This is a genomic window from Emergencia sp. 1XD21-10 (genome assembly GCF_009936045.1).
GTDB classification, from domain to species: Bacteria; Bacillota; Clostridia; order Peptostreptococcales; family Anaerovoracaceae; genus Senimuribacter; species Senimuribacter intestinalis.
Genome location: NZ_QWEQ01000020.1, coordinates 40319 through 62832, shown reverse-complemented (window position 1 = coordinate 62832; position 22514 = coordinate 40319). Strand labels below are relative to the sequence as shown.

Here is a 22514-nt window from a genome sequence, read left to right as displayed (position 1 = left end):
TGGAAGCTTATCTGTTTAAGATTTCTTTTTGTATCTGGTGTAGCTGGCTACAGCCCTTAGTTGCCAAATCAAGAAGTTCAAGAAGCTGCACTTTCGTAAATGGCGCATCTTCGCCGGTTCCCTGCACTTCGATGAACTCGCCCTTGTCGGTCATAATCACGTTCATATCCACCTGAGCATGAGAATCCTCCTCATAGCAAAGGTCTAAAATACACTCACCATCCACAATACCCACGCTGATGGCAGAAACTGCAGCGCTGACAGGAATTTCCTCAATCAACCCCTGCTCCTTCATCCACTGCATAGCTTGTACCATTGCAATATAGCCTCCTGTAATGGACGCTGTTCTGGTGCCGCCGTCTGCCTGAATGACATCGCAGTCAATCCAAATGGTTCTCTCTCCCAGCTTTTCCATATCCACAACAGAGCGAAGAGACCTTCCGATTAAACGTTGAATCTCCACAGATCTGCCGTCCGCCTTTCCCTTTTCTCTCTTTTTTCTTGTTCCGGTCGAGCCAGGCAGCATGGCGTACTCCGCTGTCACCCAACCTTTTCCTGTTCCCACAAGGTGTTTTGCCGTCGATTCCTCGACACTGGCAGTACAAATCACCTTGGTATTTCCCATCTCTATCAAAACTGAACCCTGTGGACTCATCAGATAATGGTCAGTTACTTTTACTTCTCTTGTCACATCAAATGCTCTATCTGTTCTCATACTTTTTCTCCTTTATAATAAGCCCTTAATTCCGATGATTACCAGAATCACACCGCCTAAAAGACCCGCCTTACTCTCAAAAATATTTCCAAATTTCTTCCCTACTAAGATTGCTCCAAAGACCAGCACACCCGTAATAGATGCAATAAGGCTTACCGTTGGCAAAATTGCTACACTGGCTGCGCAAAAACCTACTCCTACTGCAAAGGCGTCAATGCTGGTCGCCACTGCCTGAAAAAACAAAATTCCTGCAGTCAGTCTTTTTTCATCATACACTTTGGACGGCTCGCTCCGAAAACTTTCCCGAATCATATTGCCGCCAATGGCGCCTAAGATGAGAAAAATCACGATTCCGCTATATTTGGTAATCCATCTGGCAAAGACAGATCCCGCATAGTACCCAAGCAGCGGCATAATCCCCTGAAAGATGCCAAATGCCAAAATCATGGCTATGTAATCAGTTTTTCTAAGGGGTTTAAAAATCATAGCGTTAGATATAGATACTGCCACTGCGTCCATGGCAAGACCTACGCCAATCAAAGTAATCTCAATCAGTCCCATACTCTCTCCAAATTTCCAATTTTGCCTTATAGTATACCATTTTATGGGTTTTCCCGCAAGCCCTGATGTGGTATACTAATTACAGCTATCTGTAATTATAATATGTAACAAGGAGTTTTCAATACGATGAAATTAACAATTTTAGACGCATATTCTATAAATCCAGGAGATTTATCCTGGGCACCAATCGAAGCGCTGGGTACTTTTTGCACTTATGACAGAAGTTTTCCGGAAGAAATTGTAAATCGCATCAGCGACTGCGACGGTTTCTTCGTCAGCAAATGTCTCATTACCAGAGAAGTTATGGAAAGCTGTCCGAAGCTAAAATTTATCGGAGTCACCGCAACGGGCTACGACAATGTCGATATCAAAGCCGCAAAAGAACTTGGCATAGCTGTATGTCATGTACCTGCGTATTCTACAGATGCCGTTGCACAGCATACCTTTGCGCTGATTTTGGAGCTGACCAACAGAGTCGGCAGCTACGACAGTTCCGTACAAGCCGGTCAGTGGTACAAAAGTCCCGATTTTACCTTTATCAAAGAACCGCTGACTCTTTTAGACGGCAAATCACTTGGTATCATCGGCTACGGAAATATCGGAAAGCGGGTTGCCCACATTGCGGAAGCTTTTGGCATGACTGTCAACGTCTACAGCCGTGACAAGGAGGCTGCTCTTAAATCTGATTTTGTTACTTTACACTGTCCTTTGACCGCTGAAAATAAAGGATTTGTCAATAGTAAAATGATTGCCGAAATGAAAGATGGCGCAGTACTGATTAACACCGCCCGCGGCGCACTAATCAACGAAGAAGATTTAGCGGCGGCACTTCGTTCTGGCAAACTGTCCGCGGCAGCCATAGACGTGATAGACGGCGAGCCGCCGAAAGAGCCGCACCCACTCATTGGGCTGCCTAACTGTATTCTAACCCCACACATCGCCTGGATGCCAAAGGAGACCAGACAGAAAGTCATCGACATCTGTGCTGCCAACTTGAAGAGTTACTTAGATGGCGGCAGACTGAACAGAATTGTATAATTATATCGAAAACTTTAAAAGCGCTGGTAGCTTTATAACGCCAGCGCTTTTTACTATCTTATCTCCAAATCATATCTTTACAAATCTCATCCAAGGCATACGCCCCGCACATCGCCATGGTGTCGGCGAGTTCCGCCTGCACCTTTGCAACGTAGTCCTTTACGGCTTGTCCTTCTCCGCCATAAACCGCATTGACAAAGGGTCTTGCCAAAAGCACTGCATCTGCGCCAAGGGCCAGCGCCTTAAACACATCTACACCGTCTCGGATTCCGCCATCTACCAGCACTTTCATGGAGCCGCCTACTTCATCTGCGATTGCTTCCAGCACTTCCGCCGTAGCCGGGCACTGATCCAGCACTCTGCCGCCGTGATTGGAAACGATGATGGCAGAAGCGCCTGCTTCCTTTGCCTTGCGCGCCGCTTTCACCGTCATAATGCCCTTGACGATAAAAGGAATTCCCGCCTCCTCTATAATCTCTCTCATCTCTTCCACAGACTTGCTCCCTGCGGGAGGCTGGAAATTTTTTAGAAATGGAAGCCCTGCTGCATCAATATCCATAGCCACCGCAAAGGCCCCAGATTCTTTCACCAACCCCATCTTTTCTGCAATCATGGCTTTGTTCCAAGGCTTTACTGTCGGCACACCCAGACCGCCTGCTTCTTTAATAGCAATGCTGGCAGCCTTCATCACCTCCGGGTCCATACCGTCTCCTGTAAAAGCAGCAATGCCGCTTTCCTTACAGGCAGGAACCAGAATGTTGTTATACTCCAAGTCGTTGTACTTGTCGCCGTAGTGCATATTCACTGCCCCGACAGGACCTGCAAAAAATGGCGCAGCAAAAGTTTTTCCAAAGAGAGAAAAGGCTGTGCTGACTTCTCTTTTTTCGGTCAACGTATCCATGTTGATACGGATTTCTTTCCACTTGTCGTAATTTCTAATCGCCGTATCGCCGATTCCCTTTGCTCCGGGACCAGGAATTTGGTTCTTACATGCCCTGCCGTTACACTGCGGGCACAGCTTACAATATCCTTCCATAAGTGCGTTCTCCTTTCCGCAATTTACATCTACAATTTACATCTGTAATTTATATCAGCAAGAATCCCAGATAGCTTGCTACCATGCCCAGGGCACAAACAGTCTGGATTGTAGCTTTTTTAAAGCGCAGCATCACCCAGAATAGGATTGTTGCTGTGCCTCCAAAAATCAGCAGGTTTTCAATCTGGTGATCAAAAGTTGCGTAAACGCCGCTGCCCATGGACAGCACATCTGCCACAACTAAAATGATGAAGTTGAAGAGATTGCTGCCAATGATATTTCCTACAGCGATATTAAAGTTCTTCATCTTAAACAGGGCAATTGTGGAAGTCACTTCCGGTAACGATGTGGCTACACCGAGGAAAATCGCCCCCGCAAGACCCTGCCCCAAATTCAATTTGACGGAAATTTCATCACTCAAATAGGTCAGAATAATACTAAAAGCAATGATTCCCACTGCCGCGAAGAAGAACCTCACACCGATTTGTTTTACCGAAAGAGAGGTGCTGGACTCCGAGTGATAATCCAGTACAGCCTCATCAGAGGTTACATCGTCAGCCACCGCAAGGTACTTGGCTCCCAGTCCGTAAATCAGTGCAATCAAAACCGACGTGATGGACAGATGAAGAATCCTGAACTGTAAAATCCCGGCAAAATTGAGGGTAATCAGAATATAAATCACAAGCACGACCACCGTCACATGGCGATAACTCTTTGACACCTTTCCTTTCGCAAAGTTCTTTGAAAACAGCAGGATAAAAAATGCCAGAGCACCCAGATTAAAAAGGTCGCTTCCCAAAATATTACCCATGCAAAGTCCGGGTCTTTCCAGCAGAACTGTCGCTGAAATACTGGTGAAAAGTTCCGGCAACGATGTCACCGCCGAAAGCATAATCCCACCCAAAAATGCGCCGGAAAGCTTCGTATTCTTATCCAAAAGGTCGATGTAATCCGATGCTTTAATTGATAAAACAACAACGATAACTGCTGCTGCAAGATACTCTAAATAAATCAATCTTGTTCTCCTCAAATTTTATAAATATAATGTTACTAATTTACGATCTAAAATTCCTTTTAGACCAAGCAGATGGAAATTTACTTTAAAAGTAATTCAACAAATCCACCGCATAAAACGTAATAAAGAATATGGTGGCGATAATCCGCAAAACCGATAAAATCGTGCCTAGGATTGACAGTACCAGCCCCGCCGTTGCCATACCCTGGCGCTCCGCATCGTTTCTTCCCTTGATTCCAAAAACAATACCGATTACCCCTAGAACAACCGCAATCACCGCAGCAAATAATGCCATTATCATGGAAAGAATTCCCATAACAAGCGCCGCTGTCGCATCAGTGTGTGTCGCCTTTCGCTCTACTTCCGCATATTTTTCATAGTTAAAATCGACGATAGTTGCTCCGCCGCTTTTTTCCTCTTTCACTTGCGTTTCTTCACATTTATTTTCTTCTCTAAAATTATCCATATTCTACTCCTACTTTTTCTGTTTTTCAATCCAATCTGCCGTACTGATACCCCAGGATTTTAGTCCCTTTTCCAGGAACGCAAACGGCGGCAGAATGATGTGATTTACCACCCACATAAAGATAGCGTAAGTCGTATCAACAACCCAGTCATAGCCCTTTGATACCGGTTTTGAAGCAAAGACTACCACGCACAAAGAGGCAAAGCCGAATACCATCACATAATACAAAAGGCTGCTTGCTTCCGGCATTGGAAAAATCCCTAAACTGATGCCGCCATGCTTCTTCATCCACTGGCGCACTACCAAATGCAAAATATATACTGGCATAGTATTTCTGCCCACATAAGCAAGATATGTATCCTTACTCGGCAGAATGTTGAACATCAGAATAATCCAAAGTGCGCCGATGATAAAGAGCACTGCTCTCATCAGAATATCCAGCCACCAGCATACGCCTGTAAAGGAGCCCGGGTCTTTCATCAGATACCAGCCTACCGGTACCTGCGGCACGCCGAATGCAAGAAGACACGATACGCCGATTAAAAATACGCCAAGCACTGCACACTGCCATTTTTTCAGACACTTAATCTTTGCGATGTGCTCCGGTGTGCAGTAATATCCTAAGAAAAAGAACGGGAAGTAGGATACAATTCTGCCGAGGGACAGATAATCTGTCAGAAACGGCAGACAACCTGCTATGAGATACAGCACAAAGGTCATGGCAAAGAAATACGGAATTTTAATGTAGTTTTTCTGAAATACTTTGTACAGAAACAACGTCACCATAAACCACATGGCAAAAGGCGCTCTGTCGAAATAAAGATTTGCATTGCCCCAAAACAAAAGCCGCACGCCGTAGAAAAAGAAAATACTCAAAATGTACGGCCACAGAAACACTTTAAAGGCGGTTTCTCTACTACGGTCTGGCTTCTTTGAAAAATAGCCTGACAGAAACATAAAAGCCTGCATGACAAATACATTAATAGTTATGTATACAATTCCGCTTAAGGAGCCTTGACTAAAATGTCCCGCCATTCTGGTAAAATGTGAAATCGGAATAGACCACATACACAGACCGCGGAGCGCATCAAAGACATAATCTCTCTGTTTTACTTCTCCCATTGGTAAATTTCTCCTTCATTTGTTATTTCAATCTATTTAGCCCAGTTCTGACTGCGTTTGACCGCCTCGTGCCAGCCCTGCAGTAATTCTTTTTGTTTCTTCTCCTCCATAGAAGGTACAAATTTCCTGTCGCTCTGCCAGTTTTCCAAAACATCCTGCGTACTTTTCCAATATCCCACCGCAAGACCCGCAAGATACGCCGCTCCCAGAGAGGTCGTCTCAATGCACTTAGGTCTTATCACCTGCTTTCTCAGCATATCTGCCTGAAACTGCATGAGGAAATTGTTGGCAGAGGCGCCTCCGTCCACGCGAAGTTCCCGCATCTCATGACCCATGTCCTGTTCCATAGCAAAGAGCAGATCATAACACTGATATGCCAAAGATTCCAGCGTGGCACGCACCAAATGATGCTTATTTGCTCCTCTAGTAAGTCCAAAAATTGAACCTCTTGCGTAAGGATCCCAGTAAGGGGCACCCAGCCCTACAAAGGCAGGTACGACAAATACGCCTGCTGCGTCTTTTACAGACAGCGCCATTTTTTCTGACTCACTGGACTTTTCCAAAATTTCCAGTTCATCTCTAAGCCACTGAATAGCCGCACCACAGACAAATACCGACCCTTCCAGCGCATAAGTGACCTTTCCATCCAGTCCCCAAGCGATTGTCGTAAGCATCCCACTTTTAGAAAAGATTGGTTTCTGCCCGGTATTCATCAAAAGAAAACATCCGGTTCCATAGGTACTCTTGGCTTCGCCCTCTTCAAAACAGGTCTGCCCAAACAGCGCCGCTTGCTGGTCTCCTGCGGCTCCGGCAATTTTTACAGGGCCACCAAAGATGGTGTCCAGCGTCTGTCCGTAAACTTGACTTGAAGGTCTTGGTTCCGGCAGCATCTGCTTAGGAATATTCAAGATTTCCAGGATTTCCTCATCCCACTTCAGCGTATGGATATTGAACATCATAGTTCTGGCTGCATTGGAGTAATCCGTGATATGTACTGCGCCGCCAGTCATCTTCCAGATAAGCCAGGTTTCAATGGTCCCAAAGAGCAGATTCCCCTCTTCCGCCTTTTGTCTTGCGCCTGCCACATTTTCCAAAATCCATTTCAGTTTGGTACCGCTAAAATAGGCATCGATTAAGAGCCCTGTCTTTTCCTTGAATTTATCGGAAAGCCCGCTTTCTATCAGGGTATCGCAGTACTGGGCAGTTCGCCTACACTGCCACACAATGGCATTATATACAGGCTGACCGGTATGCTTGTCCCAAACCACAGTAGTCTCTCTCTGGTTGGTAATACCGATGGCTTCAATATTCTCATAAGTGAGCCCCGCTTTCAGCATCGCTTCATGCGCAACCGTCATCTGGCTGGACCAAATTTCTTCAGCATCGTGCTCTACCCATCCCTCTTTCGGATAAATCTGACGAAACTCTTTCTGTGCAGCGCTGATCTGGTTTCCTTTCTTATCATAAATAATGCACCGGGAGCTGGTTGTCCCCTGATCCATTGCTAATATGTATTTTTCCATCTCATTCTCCTAATAATCTCTGGCTATACAAATACTGCCATAATCTGATTGGATATATCAATGCCTGCTTCAGAAAGCCTGAGCCTTCCATGGTCTTCTAAAAGGCTGCCGCTTTCCAAAAATGCCGTAAGTTCTTTTCTTCTATCAGCATATACTTCCCAAAACGCTACAGCGAATCGTCTTTCAAATTCCGTAAGATCAATACCGCAGGTTTTGCGAAGACCTGTAAAGACAAACTCGCACATATCGTCTTCTCTTGTGTTCTTGTGAAATTCCGGAAAAGGTGCTTCAGTAAAGCGAACCCCCTCTACATATGAACTGGCGCCGCTGCCTATCCCCAGATAATCTGCAAGCGACCAGTATTTCAAATTATGCCTGCACTGTTTCCCCGCCTTTGCCGTATTAGAAATCTCGTAATGATCATAACCAGCTTCTTTGAGCACCTCTATAGCGCGATGATACATGCGCCGATCCTCTTCATCGGAAATCTCTTTAATCTCTCCTCGCTGAAACATTTCATAATAGGGCGTGTCCTCTTCAATCTGCAGACTGTAAAAAGAAATATGCGCAGGCTGCAGATCGACTGCCTGCTTAAGTGTCTTCTCCCAAATCTCCATAGTATGCCCCGGCACTGCAAACATCAGATCCAGATTGATATTATCAAAGCCACACTGCCTTGCCATCTGAAAACTTAAGACCGCATCACTGCTGTCGTGAGCCCTGCCTAGACTCTTTAAAATTCCATCATCAAAGGACTGAATGCCTATAGAAAGCCGATTGATGCCAAAAGATCTGTAAGCCAGCAGTTTTTCTTTAGTTAAAGTCTTCGGATTTGACTCTATGGTAATTTCCACCTCTTTATCAAGGAAAAAACACTGGCGCAGCTGATCCATAACTTTTCCGATTAGAGAAGCCGGCAGAATCGAAGGCGTGCCTCCACCGAAAAAAACCGTATCCACAAGATACTTCTGTCCGTAAACCTCCCCATAGGCCTTGATGTCTTCGAGAAGTTCTTCTATATATGCCTCCTGTTGAGCGTGACTGCTGCCGCCGCTGGAATAAAATCCGCAGTACAGGCACTTTTGCAGGCAAAAGGGAATGTGAATGTAGATTCCCAGTTTCTGTCTTTCTTTATTTGTTGTCGTCATATTTCAGCACCGCTGTGAAAGCCTCCTGTGGCACTTCCACCTTTCCGAACTGACGCATTCTTTTCTTTCCCTCTTTCTGCTTCTCAAGGAGCTTCTTTTTCCGGGAAATGTCGCCGCCGTAGCACTTGGCGATAACGTCTTTTCTATATGCCTTGACCGTCTCACGAGCGATAACCTTCTGCCCAACCGCCGCCTGAATCGGCACCTCGAACTGGTGCATAGGGATAATCTCCTTCAGCTTCTCACAGACAAAGCGTCCCCTGTTGTACGCCTTTGACTCGTGAACAATCATGGAGAATGCGTCCACCAAATCTTTGTTGAGCAGCACGTCCAACTTGACAAGCTGAGATTTCTCGTAGCGGATAAACTCGTAGTCTAAAGAGCCGTAGCCGCGAGTCTTCGATTTCAGCGCGTCAAAGAAATCATAAATAACCTCGTTGAGGGGAAGCTCATAGTGGAGCTGTACTCTGTTTTCGGTGATGTATTCCATGTGAAGCATTTTGCCGCGTCGATCCTGACAAAGCTCCATGATAGAGCCTACGTATTCTTTTGGAATCATGATGTCCGCTTTTACAATTGGCTCTTCGATATGGCTGATTTCTGTCTGATCCGGCAGGTTGGTCGGATTCTGAATCATCTCCACACTGCCATCCTGCAGCACAACCCGATATACTACACTCGGCGATGTGGTGATAACCGCCAGTCCAAACTCCCGCTCCAGACGCTCCACGATAATTTCCATGTGTAAAAGTCCCAGAAATCCACAGCGGAATCCAAATCCCAGCGCTGTAGAAGTTTCCGGTTCAAAGAGAAATGCCGCATCGTTGACCTGCAGCTTCTCAAGTGCATCTTTGACACCCTCGTACTTTTCACCCTCTGCAGGGTAAATGCCGCAGTAAACCATAGACTGCACTTTCTTGTAGCCCGGCAGGGGTTCTTCTGTCGGTTCCTTATCCAGCGTGATTGTGTCGCCTACTCTTGCATCACGAACCTGCTTAATGCTGGCACAGATGTAGCCAACCTCTCCTGCCCGCAGAGATTTAGTCGGCACATGACCCGGCGCCATAACGCCTACCTCGGTGACCTCATACTTCTTATTTGTATTCATCAGACGAATGGTATCACCCACTTTAACAGCACCGTCAAAGATACGGGTGTAAATCACTACGCCTTTGTAATTATCGTAAACAGAGTCGAAAATCAGCGCTTTCAGTTTGCCGTTCACATCGCCTGTCGGCGCAGGCACAGTCTGTACTACCGCCTCCAAAAGGTCTGTAATACCGACGCCTTCCTTTGCAGATACAAGCGGCGCCTCTGATGCATCAATACCGATCATCTCTTCGATTTCTTCCTTGGTCTCCTCTGGTCGGGAACTTGCCAGGTCGATCTTGTTCAGGCAAGGCAGAATCTCAAGATCCTCTTCCAATGCCAGATACACATTCGCCATCGTCTGCGCTTCTACTCCCTGGGTGGAGTCAACGACAAGAACCGCACCTTCGCAGGCTGCCAAACTTCGGGATACCTCATATGTAAAGTCCACATGACCCGGCGTATCGATGAGATTGAAAATATACTCATTGCCGTCCTTGGCCTTGTACACAAGACGAGTGGTCTGAAGCTTGATGGTAATGCCGCGCTCCCGCTCCAAATCCATGTTGTCCAAAAACTGTTCTTTCATATCTCGATGGGCAACCAGCCCGGTATTCTCAATAATTCTATCGGCAAGGGTCGATTTGCCGTGGTCAATATGAGCGATAATACTAAAATTCCTGATAAATTTCTGATAATCCATAAATTTCCTCGCTTTGCACGTACTTCTTCAAGATATATTTTATAGCAAGATGGCTTATTTTTCAATGTAATTTTCTAGTTTTTCTGTAAGACTTTCTGCAAAAGAATCAGTATTTCTTTCCATCATGGCACACTGCCTGTCCACATGAACTACTGCCATGGTGCCTACCATAAACAGCATGAACAAAATCACTGCATTTCTAAAAGTTTTCAAAATCATTCCTCCAGTGCATCTGCCAGAATTTCTCCGAACACCTCTGCACATCTTCTGACATCTTCAATATTGTTTCGATTATTCCCCATTTCAATTAAGATGGATTTTCCAGAAAGTTCCTGGTTATACCAGTAAGGCCGTTCCAGAATTTCTCCCGTATAGCCGCCATACTTGCTGTCCGCAATAGTATTCAGCTTCCCAAGAAAAGCGCTGTTCTCCTCATAGGTTTCCGTCGTGTTGCTGAGCACATAGGAATATACGGCGCAGGTTTTTCCGCCGACAGTCTGTACTGGACCTGCGACTTCTGCCGCCGTTGCATCTCTGTGCAAATCGATGATACATTCTATGGATGGATATTTTTTTAGCAGTGCCTTAACAGTTTCAAAACTTCTGGAGTAGGATTCGTTATACGAAGGATTGTCGTGAAGCGTTTTGTCATGAACCACACCAATCCCCCGCTCTTCCAGCACATCAGTCAGCACATCACCCGCATCACGTACCGTGTTTTCCTCTTTTGTCGTATGATAATTGCCGGAAGAAGCCGGAAGATAGCTTTCTGTGGCATGGGTATGATAAATAAGCACCTTCGGTGCGCCGTTATTCTTCTTCACCTTTTTGGGCTTTATTTTTTCATCTTCCTTGCTTTTCTCTGTCTCGGTCTGCACTGCCGCTGTGATGTTTTCGTCACCGGGTTCAGTATCATTGTCTGCAATGAGCTCCATACACGGCAAGCTGCTTTCGATACACATGGCCGTCAGCTGTTGTCCACTGACCGCTTCTCCTGTCATTTTGAAAAAAAAGCCTGCCACTGACACCACATAAAGCAGTGCAAAAAAAAGTATCGTCTGTTTTTGTCTCATTGCCTTCCTCTCTCCTTGCTTATCTAAGGTACTCTAAGAGTATATGCCGGGGTGCAGGGTAATATTAACAGCTTTTGCAATGATGTCCGAAAAAGATTTGATGACAAGGTCAATGTCCGTTGAAGTGACTACCATGTCAAATTCTCTGCTGTCCATATAGTGATATGCTTTTTCTTCTGGAATTTTCATCTCCTCTAACGCCTCCAAAATAACAGTCTTTGAATCAATCACCGTAGGCACACCGATAGCGATGACTTTTGTACCCAGGGAGGCTTCATTCAGTTGCTTTCGCACATTCCCCATACCAGCACCAGGTGATATGCCTGTATCGCTGATTTGAATGGTAGTACTGACTCTATCGATATTTCTTGCAGCCAGCGCATCGATGGCGATAACTACATCGGGCTTTGTCATCTCTACTGCCTTTTCGATAAGTTCTGCCGTCTCCATGCCAGTGGTTGCAGTTACCCCCGGTGCCAATCCGCTGACATTGGACATTTCTTCATCGCCGTCACAGCCGAAAATTTTGAAAAGATGACTGGTTATCTTAATCTTAGAAACGGTATGCGGCCCCAGACTGTCCGGTGTAACCTTCTCGTTGCCAAGCCCTACAACCAGTACTTTTAGGTCGTACCGATGTTTCACCAGCTTGGAGAGCTGCCTTGCAAGAGCCTTTGCCGCTCTTTCCGAAATCCCCTCTTTTTCATCGATAATCCCCTTGACCTCCATGGTGACATACCTGCCGCAAGGCTTTCCCAGCATGGCTTCACCCTTTAGATTGACTATGTCAATGGTCGTTACTTTGATGTCTTCATCAATCTTTTCCTTGTCCATCACGATGCCGTCCTTTTCTCCCGGACGAACACCAGACTGTTCCAAATTTTCAACGCCTTCCACTGCAAGGTCTGTTCTGTATTTCAAAAAAATCACCTCCGTGATGTGTAGTTTTTCTTTAAAAAGTATGCCCGCAAAGGCGGTAAATATGTAACTTGCTAAAAAAGCCTTGCAAATTCCCACTGTTTAGGCTATACTTAATGTGCGAATTTAGCGTAACAAAGCTAAAAATTTAAATAGTGGGGTGAATAATTATGGCAAACATTAAATCCGCAAAAAAAAGAATCAGAGTAATCGACAAGAAAACGGCTAGAAACAGAAGAGTTAAGGACCATGTAAAGACTGCTCTTAAGAATTTCGATGCTGCTTTAGAAGAAGGCAACATGGAAGCTGCTGCAGAGAAATTTGTAGTAGTTGAAAAGAAATTAATGCAGGCTGCAGCAAAAGGTACTCTTAACAAGAAAGCTGCTTCCAGAAAAGTTTCCAGATTAGCTAAAAGATTCAACGCTGCAAAAGCAGCAAAATAAGTCTCACCCGTCCCCACCAGTGCATAAGTTAAATGCACATGCGAGAGCAACAAAACCGATGGATGTGTCTCCCATCGGTTTTACTTTTACCCAAAATAGAAAGGACTGATTATTATGTCACTACATATCGGCGCCGAAAAAGGCAAAATCGCAAAGACCGTTCTCATGCCGGGCGACCCGCTGAGAGCCCAGTTCATTGCAGAAAACTTCTTGGAAAACGCAGTCAGATACTCAGAGATCCGCAATATGTACGGTTATACCGGAACCTACAAAGGGGTTCCCGTCTCTGTGCAGGGCAGTGGTATGGGCATGCCGTCCATGGGAATTTATTCCTGGGAACTCTTTACAGAATACAATGTAGAAAACATCATCAGAATCGGCACTGCCGGCGCTTTCCACGAAAAACTTTCCGTAGGTGATATCTTGGTTTGCCTGGCGGCCTCCACTGACTCCAATTATCAGCATGCATTTCATGTACCGGGGCAGTACTCCCCTAGCGCCAGCTTTGAACTTTTAACAAAAGTCATGGACGCTGGAAAAGAAAACGGCATTTCCTTTAAAGCCGGAAACACCGTATCCTGTGACGTATTTTATGAGCTGGGAACCAAATGGTGGAAAGAATGGTCGTCTATGGACGTCCTAGCTGTAGAAATGGAAGCCGCAGCTCTTTATATGAACGCCGCATATCATAGCCGCAATGCACTGGCTATGATGACTGTAAGCGACCACTTTATCACCGGTGATAAAGCTACTGTCGAGCAGCGTCAAAACCAGTTTACTGATATGATGAAGCTGGCGCTGGAAGCAGCAATCAAATAGTCTTTTAAAGAAAGACCATTAATTTTTTGTACAGTTCCATTTCAATATTCATCAATCTGCCGGCCAGGGCACGTTCCTTCTGGTCGGCATTTTCATACTGACGTAAATACTTTCCCAAGGACTTCACCCCCATATGACATCCGTCAATCAAAAGCTCCACAACACGGCTATCATCATCAGACATCATCATCTTTACTTCTGTAGTAAACCACATCATAGCTTTTGCCATTGTCGGCGGATCCTTTTCATCTTCACCATCGTTGTTCAAAAGCTGGTGGGCAATATCTCCAACAAGCTGATGTTCCTTTCTGTATTCTTCAATCAAGTCTTTCAAATCCTGCTCTTTAACAAACTCAATAACCTGATCAAAACTATTGGTTGCATTTTTGCAGCCCGCGTTAACTTCCCGTAAAAGTCTAATACTATCTTCGTTCATGATTTCATTCTCCTTTTTGACTTAGTATTCACACGTTCAGCAACACTTATGCAAAAAAGACTTGCATTTGGGGAGAAGTCAAGTTATAATACAGTTATAGGTATAAAAGGAAATTTCAGTAATTTTTTAACGAGAGCAATCCAATTGGGTTGCTCTTTTTGCGTGCGGATTGATAAGGTCAATTCAAACCTAATTTAAACTTAACACCACAGAACCACACAAGGAGGAAAAATATGGATAAAACGATTCATTCAAACAGAAATTACCAGGATAGTGTCTTCTCAAAACTGTTTTCCAATGAAGAAACCGCTTTGGAACTTTACAATGCACTGAGCGGAACAAGCTATGGACCTGAAACAAAAATCAGAATTACAACACTAAATAATGTGCTATTCTTAGAAAAATACAACGATCTAAGCTTCACTATCGAGGACAGAATTATCGTTATGGCAGAACATCAAAGCACGATCAATCCCAATATTCCATTGCGATTACTGGGTTATTCAACAGATACATATACAAAACTTATCGATACAGACAGGCTTTACAGCAGCACCCAAATCAAACTGCCAACGCCTGTCTTTTATGTATTCTATACAGGAAATGAACCTTGGAACGTCAAAAGCCTAAGCCTTGCTGACAGTTTTATCGAAGCGCCTCCCGAAAACTCGTTAAATTTAGTAGTCAAGCTCATCAATTTGCGATACAATAAAGATAACGAAATTTTAAATCGCAGCAAAACCTTGCTGGGCTACAGCAAGCTGGTTACTTATGTAAAAAACAATTTAAGCAGTGGCGCATCTCTCGAAAATTCTATCAGATTAGCAGTCCAGCGTTGTATTGAGGAAGGCCATATCGTAGACTTTTTAAAAAAACATGGGGAGGAAATCGAGAAAATGAAGTTTTATGAATTCACGATGGAAGAATACAGAAATTTAATTGCAAAGGAAGCCGCCGAGCAGGGACTTGCGCAGGGCATCGAACAAGGCATCGAACAAGGCATTAAAATCTTTATCTTGGATAATCGCACGGAAGGCATACCCGACGATAGAATCTTCACCAAACTGATAAACCTCTTCCATCTGACAGAGGAAAAAGCATTAGAATATCTAAAACAGTGAAAGTGCGAACGGAAAACCGTTCGCACTCTTTTGATTTATATATCACTGATATTCCTTACTTACTCGTACCAATATTCTTTTAGTAATTTTTTATATTTTTTAAATACCCCAAGCCAATTTTTTCGTTGGGATTCCTTTAATTTCAAAACAACTGACGCGCCATCATCACCATAAACACGAACGCGAACCTTCTTTTGTTCGAAAATCTTAATGATTTTGTTCAACTGTTCTTCTCGGTCTTTACTATTGCTAGACAGTGTCACCCACCAATCTGAACAGGATGAATACATTCCATTTTTGTAGTTGTACCTGCTCCATTCGGTTTCATCTCCTAATTCCATGGTAACTCTTCGATTACTTGTATAAAACCGAATCTTTTCCAGATTGAGATTATAATAGCCGATAGGAGAAACAAGCGCAACGCGCCCTCTTACTGCAAGTCTCAAGGTTGCAGTCTTTCCCTTCTTTTTTATATCTATATATGGTTGACAGGAACCACCCAAAATGTACATGGTTTCATAACTGAATTTTGCGTCTGATGAAATAGTTTTGCCATATAGTCTGGCATGTTCGCCGACATCTATGTTTTTATAAACAATGTTCTTTGTCGCAAGCGACTTTGCAAGTCTGGATAATTCTTTATAAGTTGGTTCTACAAATACGGTCTCATAGGTATACGACCTAAAGCAAATACATACGTCCGCCTCTGGTATCACTGTGATCTCATAAGTTCCCTCAGGCAAGTCTGTAAAATTAAATTCTTTGTAATAAGCCCGGTCTGCACGTTCAGAGGTATTGACTGTAAAAGTCTGATTGTAATTGCGGTCTCCGGTAATTAAAGAAACTTTTAATTGATATGGTGCAGTTTGCATTTCATCATAATCGGGAGATTCTTCTGTTTCCCAACACTGAATGCGCAGCTTTCCCTCCGCTCCGACCTTAACTTGATCGCTTTCCGAGTCTCCTGCTACTATAACTTCTGTCCAGTCACTAACTTTTGCCCACTCTCTTTTCTCACCGCCGTACACATGAATTGACATCATACATATCGATAGAATAAGCAGAATAGAAATCCACAATCTGTTTTTGATTCTAAACTTTTCCAAGAAAATGCTCCTTCCTGAATCATATCTTTACGATTCTAGTATTTTTTGTAATAGCCATCATATAATATCTGCACCGCTGCTTTTTTCCAATATACCCTGTCGTTCTTCTTATTTCATCTCATTCAGCACTTTTTTCGCTGCTTCGTGATCACCCATCCAAGGCACTCTGCCATCTTTATGATACATATAGGTCTCGTCCCCTTTGCCGAGAATCAGCACGCAGTCCCCGGTCTTCGCACCGGTAATGGCTGCCTCAATAGCCTTATAGCGATCCTCTATCACAACACCGTTTTCGTGTTCCATGCCAGACAAAATCATCTCGCTGATTTGTGCGACACTTTCGTCTCTCGGATCTTCTTCGGTCACATAGACAGTATCGCAATATTTGCCGGAAATTTGCCCCAGCACCTTTCGCTTTACCTTGTCCCGCTTGCCGGCACAGCCAAATACGGAAAAAATTCTTCCGCCCTTGACAATTTCTTTGGCATACTGAAAGACCTTTTCAAATCCGTCCGGCGTGTGGGCATAATCTACAATAACCGTAAAATCCTGCCCTTTATCAATAATTTCCATTCTGCCGTCCACCTGCGAAATGTGCGAAAGTTTTGGAAGCATATCCTCAATAGCCATACCCGCCTGATGCATACCGGCGATTGCGCCCAATAAATTATATAAATTATATTTGGCAGAAAGGTTCGTTTTTACCGGATACCGCTTTCCATCATGTACCAGCGTGAACTCCGAACCGCTGACATAAAGGCATACATCTTCAGCCCTATAATCCGCATCTCTGTCGATTCCGTAGGTCACATATCTGCAAGCTGTACATGCTGCTAACTCCTCAAAACTCCCCTCATCTGCGTTAAGCACTGCCACTCCGCTTTCTTTCATCTGCGTAAAGAGCAGCTTCTTCGCCTCAAAATACTGCTCCATGGTCTTGTGATAATCCAAATGATCGTAAGTCAGATTCGTGAAAATAGCCACATCAAAATCCACTGCATCTGTACGTCCCATAGCAAGACCGTGAGAGCTGACTTCCATAGCGACCGCTTCCATGCCATAATCCGCCATTTCCTTTAAATTCCCGTGAATCTCCAGTGCATCCGGCGTCGTCAGACTAGGAATTCTGCTCACATCACCGTAGCGAACTGCAATCGTTCCCATATAGCCGCAGGGCTTTTCATATACATCACTGATAATGCTGGTTGTAGTGGTCTTCCCGTTGGTTCCGGTGACACCAAAGACTGTCATCTTACAGCTTGGCTGTCCAAAAAACAAATCACAAATGCGATTCAGTTCTTTGTTAGTGTCGCTGACTTTCACATAGGTAACCCCTGCGAGCTTTTCAACCTCATCGCTGTGAACCACGCAGACTGCGCCCTTTTCACATGCCATCTTTGCAAAGCGATGCCCGTCCGCTTCCAGTCCCTTTAAACAGAAAAACATATCCCCTGCTACGGCTTTTCTGGAATCAATGCAAAGACCTTTTATTTCAATATCGGGTTGACCCGAAAATAATTCTGATAAAAACATAGTTTCATACCCTCCTGGATTTTATGGTTCCCATATGGTCTATATTTTACCATCATTATGAAAAAATAACAACGGGATATTCCAGTTTCTCCACAGCAAACCCATGAAAACAAACTGCCTGCACGAAAGAACGCAATTCTCTTTCTGCAGACAGCCTGTCGTATTTTTATTCACATGCCAGTTTTTCGATGGCAAGCCGGTAGATTTCTCTAGCTTTTTCCAGATCCTCTGTAAAAATCCATTCATTTGCCTGGTGTTCTGTCAGTTCCCTGCCTGGAAATGCCGGACCGAACGCCACGATATTATCCATGGCTCTTGCGTAAGTACCTCCGCCGATCAGCTGCGGCGGTGTATCATCACCGGTTACCTCTCGGTATGCCTCCATCAGCTTACTGATGACGAATCCGTCCTGAGCCATATAAACTGGTTTCATCGCCGCTTCAATTTCTACCGCAATCTCCGCATCAGCAAAATTATCACACAGTTTTGACACCACATCTTCTTCTGCATAAGTGACCGGATAGCGAATATCCACTGCCAGCTTCACTTTTCCATCGTCCATAGAAATCTTACCGGCATTAAAGGTAAGCCCACCGCTGGCAGAATCAGAAAGACCGATTCCACAACCAGAGCCGTCCAGGCACCAGCCGATTTTATCCATATACACCTTCGCAAAGTGACAATCTCTGGCAGCAGCCTTTTCCATCAGTTTGGTAATCGCATTTTCTCCATCCTCCGGCGTACTGCCATGAGCAGCTTTACCTGTCTCTTGAAAAACACTTCCGTCCAAAAGCTTTCCCTTTGCCCATGCCGCCACCATGTTAGGCGCGTCACCGCCGGCAATCTCCAAAAATCCTGCTTTCGCTGCATCCATAGAAAGCACTGCCATCAGAATGCCCTTTTCTCCATAAATCGCAGGAAAATCAGCGTCTGGTGTGAATCCGAAGGATGGAATTTCCTCACAGGACTTGTAATACTCCATATCTTCCCAGTCGCCGCATTCCTCCATCACACCAAAGATAATACGAACGCGCTTGTTAAGTTTTTTTCCCGATTCCAGCACATCCTTCATAGCATAAATCGCTGCCATAGCAGGCCCTTTATCGTCCATGACTCCGCGTCCATAAATGCGGTCTTCCTTTACCGTTCCGGCAAAAGGTTCGCAGGTCCAGCCCTCTCCTGCCGGCACCACATCCAAGTGGCAAAGAATACCCATCAATTCCTCACCTTCACCGATTTCTGCATAGCCCAGTTTTCCGTCTACATTCTTCGTACGAAATCCCAGTTCCTTACAAATATCTAGTGCGCAGGCAAGCGCATCGAAAACTTCTGGCGTTCCGGTTACGCTGGGAATTGCAAGCAATTTCTGTAAGTTTTTAATCATTTTGTATCATCCTCCGATATTTTGCAAAATATTCATCTATGCACTCAATTATACACGAAAGCCTTAATTCCGTCTACCCTCAGTCTGAGACCAGTGCAGCGAATCAAAAGCAACTTCACCCGGTACAAAGTTGTTAAATCCCATACGCACCATAGATTCCAGCGTCACACAGCCGTTCAATACCGGCTCAATGACATTGACACGAATCCGTCTTTCAGAAAGAATCTGGAGCAAGTCGTCGTAGATATAGTACATTGCTGTACAGCCTAGACATATGACACTGACTCTGTCTTTCTGCACCATATCAGCACAGAGATCTGCCAAAGATGCAAGCACTCTCTCCTTTTCCTCTTTGATATTTTCCACCATCAAGTCCAGCGCTCGAATAGAGGTGATACGCTCTGAGACTCCAAAGGCTCTTGCCTTCTTCTCTTCATTTAAAATACCTACCTGATCAGTAGTAATGATGCCGATTCTCTCTCCCAAAGAAAGCGCAGTAGTTACCGCTGCTTCATAAGGTCCTACAGCCGGCATCAGCCCCATCTCTCGAAGTGCATACACGCCCGGATCATCAAAACAGTCCACAAAGACGCCATCAAAGTCCTCTGCATTTTCCCGCACCGACATGACGACCTGACTGCCGTTTACCATGCCGGCAAGCTCTGTCTCCACCGTTTCAAACCCATACTGCAGACTGGAAAATTCCAGTTCCGTCTCCGCCGTCAGATAAGGTTTCAGATATGCGGCAAGTTCTTCACTGTATGCAGAAAAATCTCCTACCACAGGGATGATAAATTTTAGTTTCATCACCTGCGCCTCTTATCTTTCATTAAAAGGCACGTAATCAAAGTCAAAGCCAAAACTTCTTGGACCAAATACTTCAAGACCTCTTTCCGTTTTCCAAATTTCTGGTGCCGGCAGTACGAATACGGTCAGTTCCATGCCGTTCTCGTAATTAGGGTTAGTCACCGGTGTGCCGTCTTTGTCCACAACACAGATTAAATCTGGCACTGTAATGTCCACTTCACCATCCAGATAGGAAACTAGATGCTCGTTCTTGTACCAGAACTTATACTCGTGACCTTCATATGCGCCAGTACCTTCCAGTACAGTATCGCCAAAGATAAAGCCTCCAGTTTCTTCTACTTTCCATTCTTTTACGATACCACGGAACAGTACCTTGCCGTTTCCTGCCTCGCAGACTTTTTCGGCTACATCTTCACCATTTTCCTTTGCTTTTCGAAGGGCCTGCCCCAGCTTCAGCGTGTAAGACAAGGCATCAGGGATGATTGCACCGCGAAGCTGTTTTCCGGTAATAGCATGGTCTGCTACACCGATTTTATTGCCGCTGGCAACAGCCACACTTCTAACAATATCCTCCGCACGCATATCATCTACAATATCTTTTACAATCATAGCATCACCAAACTGTGTTGCCAATGCAATCGGCGCCATAGGAATGTCTTTCACAAAGAAAGTGCTGTGCTGCAGCTCCGGTACAGAACGCCCTGCCGGGTCAGCGTCGATAATAGGAACACCCAGCTGGCAGGCTGCGTGAAGCGCAAAGGCAGTGTTTGCACCACCGAGTTCTGTAGAAACCGCGCCAAAAAACTTCTGACCGAAGTAATCCTCTAAGGTGCGGAATGCCAGCAGCGATTCCGGATAGTCCAGAAGCGGCAGGTGGGCATACTCCTCTCCGCCGCCTTCCAGCGAAGCAGGAGAGCCGCACATATACGGCACTGCAATGTACGCGTCATCTGGCACTTCGTCCACACTTGCTATGTACAAATCTTTACCCTGTTCAAAATCTTCCTCCATGGTGCGAAGTCCCAGTTCTAAGTCTCCACCTCCGCCAGTGCCTACAATGGTGCAACCATAAAGAATATCAATAATTTCTTGTTTTTCAAGCTTTCTCATAATTCTATCCTCCAATCAAAATTCTTCTAAATTATTCCACTGTTCCGTCCAGCTCTCTCGACTTTGACGGAATGAATTTTTCAACAATCAGGTAAACGATGAGTCCCCAGAGCAAACCAGAGTAGTCAACTTTCACCACAAAAGCTGCAATGGCAATAGCGATTACCGTCGAAATAATACCAGTCCAGTTGAAGCCTTCCACTCTGTGCCAGCTTTCCGGTTTCCCTTTTCCGACAATCCAGTAGTCCGCCATCATGACGCCGCCCATGGCGGAGAACACATAGGACAGCAGGCTCAGGAACGATTCAATGTGTCCCAGAATGCCCAGTACTGCCAGGACGATGCCTACAAGACCGGTCACCAAGGTCGCCAGCTTTCTCTTGTTATCCGGCAGATTAAAGGTCATCACCACATCCAGTCCCGCAGAATAGGCATTGAGGGAATTCGTGGTCCAGGTTGCCAGAATCAGCACAATAATGCCCAGAAACGGCAGTCCCACTGTTGCCAGTACAGACGAAATGTCGTAATCGTTTGCTACCTTTGTCATGAGAATTCCCAAAACCAGCGTAAAAATAGCCGCTGGAAGTATTCCCCAGAAAGTGGATTTGATAGTTTCCTTTCTGCTCTTCTGAAATCTGGTAATATCAGAACAAGTGACAGCAGCCACTGCCGTAAAGCTGAAGGAAAGACCGATGCCCTGAATCATAGTCATGGACTGTTCTACCTCTACAGAAAGCCCGCCAGACCCAAACTTTCTAAATGCCATCACAGTACCCAGCACCATGATGATAACCAGCAGCGGAATGGAAACGGAATCCAGCTTTTTCAGCGCATTCATACCGAACACAGCACTCAGAAGCATAATCACACCCCAGATGATAGAGGATATGGTTACTGGAATTTCTAAGCCGGTTGCAATTTTCATCAGGTTAGAAAATGCATCGCCACATACGTTGCAGTTGATGCCGAACCAGCCAATCATGGAAATTGCCAGCAGCGAACTGATTAAAATTCTGGCTCCCTTCGTTCCAAAAGTTGAGCAGGTAATCACCGCACTGGGAATCCCCAAATCTGCTCCCTGCATCCCCAGAAAGAAAGAGATGAGAATCGTAAGCAGATACCCGATAATTCCCGCTGCAAGGGCTTGCCACAGCGGCATAGATGCCGACAGAATTGCACCCAGCAGAAGGCTCGGAACGCAGATAAACAGTCCTGTCTGCACAGCAGCCAGTGAAACCCACCCTTTTCGGTCTTCAGGCTTTACTCTCTCTAGAGCAAAGTCTTCCATTGACTTTTTGTTTTCTTCTAGCATAGTAAAAACTCCTTTTCTTTGATTGCACCAATCATA

Annotated in this window: 23 protein-coding genes; 4 read left to right on the top strand and 19 right to left on the bottom strand. The window is 45.0% G+C overall.

Going from position 1 to position 22514, the window contains the following annotated elements; genetic code table 11:
• Positions 1-7: 7 nt before the first annotated feature.
• Complete coding sequence (gene rph / locus D1151_RS12615; protein WP_160200375.1) at positions 8-715, bottom strand: ribonuclease PH; 708 nt, start codon at positions 713-715, stop codon at positions 8-10.
• A 12-nt stretch (positions 716-727) separates the two neighbouring features.
• Positions 728-1276, bottom strand: a complete 549-nt coding sequence (locus D1151_RS12610; RefSeq protein ID WP_161909135.1) for a manganese efflux pump MntP family protein — start codon at positions 1274-1276, stop codon at positions 728-730.
• Positions 1277-1402: 126 nt separating this feature from the next.
• Here D1151_RS12610 and D1151_RS12605 point away from each other — a divergent pair, with 126 nt between their 5' ends.
• Positions 1403-2314 carry a D-2-hydroxyacid dehydrogenase gene (locus D1151_RS12605; RefSeq protein ID WP_161909134.1) on the top strand — a complete coding sequence of 304 codons (912 nt, stop codon included), beginning with the start codon at positions 1403-1405 and terminating at the stop codon, positions 2312-2314.
• 58 nt (positions 2315-2372) lie between these two features.
• Here D1151_RS12605 and D1151_RS12600 read toward each other — a convergent pair whose 3' ends face one another.
• The 10 genes from D1151_RS12600 to gpr all read right to left on the bottom strand — a co-directional run bounded on the left by D1151_RS12600 (position 2373) and on the right by gpr (position 12410).
• Positions 2373-3350 carry an alpha-hydroxy-acid oxidizing protein gene (locus D1151_RS12600; protein ID WP_161909133.1) on the bottom strand — a complete coding sequence of 326 codons (978 nt, stop codon included), beginning with the start codon at positions 3348-3350 and terminating at the stop codon, positions 2373-2375.
• A gap of 49 nt (positions 3351-3399) precedes the next feature.
• A complete protein-coding gene (locus tag D1151_RS12595) occupies positions 3400-4365 on the bottom strand; it encodes a sodium:calcium antiporter (protein ID WP_161909132.1) in 966 nt (321 codons plus the stop codon).
• Between the two features lie 85 nt (positions 4366-4450).
• Positions 4451-4831 carry a DUF4190 domain-containing protein gene (locus D1151_RS12590; RefSeq protein ID WP_161909131.1) on the bottom strand — a complete coding sequence of 127 codons (381 nt, stop codon included), beginning with the start codon at positions 4829-4831 and terminating at the stop codon, positions 4451-4453.
• Between the two features lie 9 nt (positions 4832-4840).
• Complete coding sequence (locus tag D1151_RS12585; protein WP_161909130.1) at positions 4841-5953, bottom strand: acyltransferase family protein; 1113 nt, start codon at positions 5951-5953, stop codon at positions 4841-4843.
• A 32-nt stretch (positions 5954-5985) separates the two neighbouring features.
• On the bottom strand, positions 5986-7476 hold the full coding sequence (glpK, locus tag D1151_RS12580) for a glycerol kinase GlpK (protein ID WP_161909129.1): 1491 nt from the start codon (positions 7474-7476) through the stop codon (positions 5986-5988).
• A gap of 23 nt (positions 7477-7499) precedes the next feature.
• A complete protein-coding gene (gene hemW / locus D1151_RS12575; RefSeq protein WP_161909128.1) occupies positions 7500-8624 on the bottom strand; it encodes a radical SAM family heme chaperone HemW in 1125 nt (374 codons plus the stop codon).
• Complete coding sequence (lepA, locus tag D1151_RS12570) at positions 8608-10416, bottom strand: translation elongation factor 4 (protein ID WP_160200384.1); 1809 nt, start codon at positions 10414-10416, stop codon at positions 8608-8610. The genes hemW and lepA overlap by 17 nt, the downstream gene beginning before the upstream one ends.
• A gap of 54 nt (positions 10417-10470) precedes the next feature.
• Positions 10471-10629 carry a hypothetical protein gene (locus tag D1151_RS12565; RefSeq protein WP_160200385.1) on the bottom strand — a complete coding sequence of 53 codons (159 nt, stop codon included), beginning with the start codon at positions 10627-10629 and terminating at the stop codon, positions 10471-10473.
• Positions 10630-10631: 2 nt separating this feature from the next.
• Entirely contained in the window at positions 10632-11489 is an 858-nt protein-coding gene (gene spoIIP / locus D1151_RS12560; protein WP_161909127.1) for a stage II sporulation protein P, read from the bottom strand.
• A gap of 33 nt (positions 11490-11522) precedes the next feature.
• A complete protein-coding gene (gene gpr / locus D1151_RS12555) occupies positions 11523-12410 on the bottom strand; it encodes a GPR endopeptidase (protein WP_161909126.1) in 888 nt (295 codons plus the stop codon).
• A gap of 167 nt (positions 12411-12577) precedes the next feature.
• Between gpr and rpsT the strand changes: the two genes are divergently transcribed.
• Entirely contained in the window at positions 12578-12850 is a 273-nt protein-coding gene (rpsT, locus tag D1151_RS12550; protein ID WP_160200388.1) for a 30S ribosomal protein S20, read from the top strand.
• A 114-nt stretch (positions 12851-12964) separates the two neighbouring features.
• Positions 12965-13669, top strand: coding sequence for a purine-nucleoside phosphorylase (gene deoD / locus D1151_RS12545; RefSeq protein ID WP_160200389.1), 705 nt, complete (start codon positions 12965-12967; stop codon positions 13667-13669).
• Positions 13670-13673: 4 nt separating this feature from the next.
• Here deoD and D1151_RS12540 read toward each other — a convergent pair whose 3' ends face one another.
• Positions 13674-14105: a DUF2383 domain-containing protein gene (locus D1151_RS12540; RefSeq protein WP_161909125.1), complete on the bottom strand. Its 432-nt coding sequence runs from the start codon at positions 14103-14105 to the stop codon at positions 13674-13676.
• 233 nt (positions 14106-14338) lie between these two features.
• On the opposite strand from D1151_RS12540, the gene D1151_RS12535 reads away from it, so the two are divergent.
• Positions 14339-15226 carry an Rpn family recombination-promoting nuclease/putative transposase gene (locus tag D1151_RS12535; protein ID WP_160200391.1) on the top strand — a complete coding sequence of 296 codons (888 nt, stop codon included), beginning with the start codon at positions 14339-14341 and terminating at the stop codon, positions 15224-15226.
• A 59-nt stretch (positions 15227-15285) separates the two neighbouring features.
• On the opposite strand, the gene D1151_RS12530 is transcribed toward D1151_RS12535, so the two are convergent.
• The 6 genes from D1151_RS12530 to D1151_RS12505 form a co-directional block, all read right to left on the bottom strand.
• On the bottom strand, positions 15286-16332 hold the full coding sequence (locus tag D1151_RS12530; RefSeq protein WP_161909124.1) for a hypothetical protein: 1047 nt from the start codon (positions 16330-16332) through the stop codon (positions 15286-15288).
• A gap of 108 nt (positions 16333-16440) precedes the next feature.
• Positions 16441-17865, bottom strand: a complete 1425-nt coding sequence (locus tag D1151_RS12525; RefSeq protein WP_160200393.1) for a UDP-N-acetylmuramoyl-L-alanyl-D-glutamate--2,6-diaminopimelate ligase — start codon at positions 17863-17865, stop codon at positions 16441-16443.
• Between the two features lie 166 nt (positions 17866-18031).
• Positions 18032-19249, bottom strand: coding sequence for a Sapep family Mn(2+)-dependent dipeptidase (locus tag D1151_RS12520; protein ID WP_161909123.1), 1218 nt, complete (start codon positions 19247-19249; stop codon positions 18032-18034).
• Between the two features lie 63 nt (positions 19250-19312).
• Positions 19313-20056, bottom strand: a complete 744-nt coding sequence (locus D1151_RS12515) for an aspartate/glutamate racemase family protein (protein ID WP_161909122.1) — start codon at positions 20054-20056, stop codon at positions 19313-19315.
• Positions 20057-20068: 12 nt separating this feature from the next.
• Positions 20069-21166: a DUF917 domain-containing protein gene (locus D1151_RS12510; RefSeq protein ID WP_161909121.1), complete on the bottom strand. Its 1098-nt coding sequence runs from the start codon at positions 21164-21166 to the stop codon at positions 20069-20071.
• 31 nt (positions 21167-21197) lie between these two features.
• Positions 21198-22478 carry a cytosine permease gene (locus tag D1151_RS12505; protein ID WP_161909120.1) on the bottom strand — a complete coding sequence of 427 codons (1281 nt, stop codon included), beginning with the start codon at positions 22476-22478 and terminating at the stop codon, positions 21198-21200.
• Between the last annotated feature and the right edge of the window lie 36 nt (positions 22479-22514).